This window comes from Bacillus hominis (assembly GCF_018332515.1).
Lineage (GTDB): Bacteria > Bacillota > Bacilli > Bacillales > Bacillaceae_G > Bacillus_A > Bacillus_A hominis.
In genome coordinates this window covers 1-2,169 of sequence record NZ_BOQD01000404.1, presented here as the reverse complement: position 1 = coordinate 2,169, position 2,169 = coordinate 1, and the positions used below count along the sequence as shown (strand labels likewise).

Sequence of the window (2,169 nt, the reverse complement as noted above, 5' to 3'; positions counted from 1 at the left end):
ACATCAAAAATTTTCTAATATCCTTTTTTTTATAGAATGTGAACTCCTTTTTCCTTATAAATTGTATCTTTCTTATATTAAAACTATCGATTACAAACATCGCTTGAGCATATCCTATATCTGCAATCTTCATAAACTCATTTATCGTCACATATTTGTCCAAAATATCAATTACTTCACACTTTCTCACATAGCGCCTCACAACCCTATATTCCTTTTGATCACCCAATGTAAACAATGGGTATTCTAGTGTTCTTAAATGTATATGCCCTTCTCTAGAAAGAGAAACAAGATTTTTATAATATGAATTTAATAATTGTTTATTATCGAGGCACTTAAGCCCTAGGTACGTCCAAAATTGCTTTATAGTAAAATATTCTTCGCTAAATTTTCTTTCCCACTGTATATGTTTTTTAAAATCTTCTCTATGAATAAAAGCTGTTTTCCCCTCATATTTTATGCTAATAATATTATTCTCTACAAGAAACCTTAGATTGTTGTCTGTTAGCTTGTAATTCACATGTTTCAACTCAATATATTCTTGATCCACTCTTTAATCCTCCCCATCTACTGATATAACCATCATACTCCTGTCTCTTATTAGATGAGTTTTCATAAACATCAGCGTCATCTACACCCTCACCATATACACTAGAAAGAATATTAACATGTTCCTTTACCTTACTATAAGAAGTTCTCTTCTCAATATATTCCAATGTGGCAGTTAGTGTTTTATCTCCCCTTAAATTTGCAATTTCCTCAATACTTAGACCTAAATCAATAAGAAAATTGGTAAAAACACCTCTACCTATATGTGTTGACCAAGGAAGACTCGTTAAGAATTCCAAGTCCTCGTAACGACGATTTATTCTCAACTTTTCCAAGAAACGTTCTTTAATTCTTAAAAATCGCTTAGCATATCCAGTACCACTCAGAGCTAGCCCTGTACTCCTAGAAATAAATAGAGCATTACTCTCTTTATTTTTAAACTGTTTTTTTAATTTCTCTAATTTCTCCATATGAATATGATAAATTTCCCAAAGTTTCTCATCCTCTAAAACAAACACTTCCCTAGGTCTCTTAACTTGCACATCGTATCTAGAAGATAAATGTCTAAATAAATTCTCTTGATTATCTTCAATTACTAACCACATTCCATCATTTCCCCTAAATCCTTTTTCATAGATAGATTCTCTTGTTAAATTAACAACTTCGCCTACTCGTAATCCTGCTAGAAATTGAAAACACACTCCTAACGCTATATCACTAGATTCTGCTTCCTCAATAAATTCATAAACAAGTCTATATCGATTAGGACCAAAATCTTTTAATTTGTGTTTCTCATTCGTTTGATTTCTATTCGGTCGCTCAATATCAAAAATTGACTTACTAAATAGAGATAATGGATGCCCTACTTTTTTATCATCTTTTCTGTAAATCACCTGAAAATCTTCGGTTATCAACTCATGTTCTCTTAGATATATATATAATTTTGTAAGTACACTTTCACAATAATCTGAGTGATTAAAACTGACTCCTTCATAAGTTAAATGTGTTATAAAATCACCACCATGTTTTAGCTTTATTCCTTTTATTCCTTTAATTTGCAATTCTTTATATCCAACCACTTCATCTTCAATATTACTGTAGATGAAATTAAGGAATTTACATATTACCCTAGCAGCTTTGAGTTGAGTATGATAGCCTACTCCTCTATTCCTATAAGTTTTTCTAATAAAATCAGTAATAGGATGCGGAATAATTAAATCGTTAACTGTATTTTTTATGCATATGAGAACCGTTTCTTCAAACTTAATCTCATTTCCCACCCTCTTTTGTAGAATCACACCTCTTGGCATCCAATGAAATTTCTGATCTAAGGTTTGCAAATTATTTCTTCCTCTCAATCATTTATTCTTTTACCCTAAATATGTTGTAGTCATTTTTGTAATTTAGTAAATATAATCTTAATATAAACCAAAATTCATTAATTTTAATTATTCTAAATATTACATCTTTTTTGATTGTATATTGAATAAAAAATAGAAGCTACACACTTTTATTAAAGTGTGTAGCTTCTATTTTTAGCTTATATTTGGTTGTTATCGATGTTAACGTTCCAAACCTATACATATACTTTAATTTCCGCACTATTATGTACAGAGAAGA

General features: G+C 30.0%; 1 protein-coding gene and 1 pseudogene. Both read right to left on the bottom strand.

What is annotated here, in order from left to right; all coding sequences use genetic code 11:
* Positions 1–550 (bottom strand): annotated as a pseudogene (locus tag KI356_RS25730) (hypothetical protein); the annotation flags it as partial.
* Entirely contained in the window at positions 531–1,889 is a 1,359-nt protein-coding gene (locus tag KI356_RS25725) for a site-specific integrase (protein ID WP_212936854.1), read from the bottom strand. The pseudogene KI356_RS25730 and the gene KI356_RS25725, both read right to left, overlap by 20 nt.
* Between the last annotated feature and the right edge of the window lie 280 nt (positions 1,890–2,169).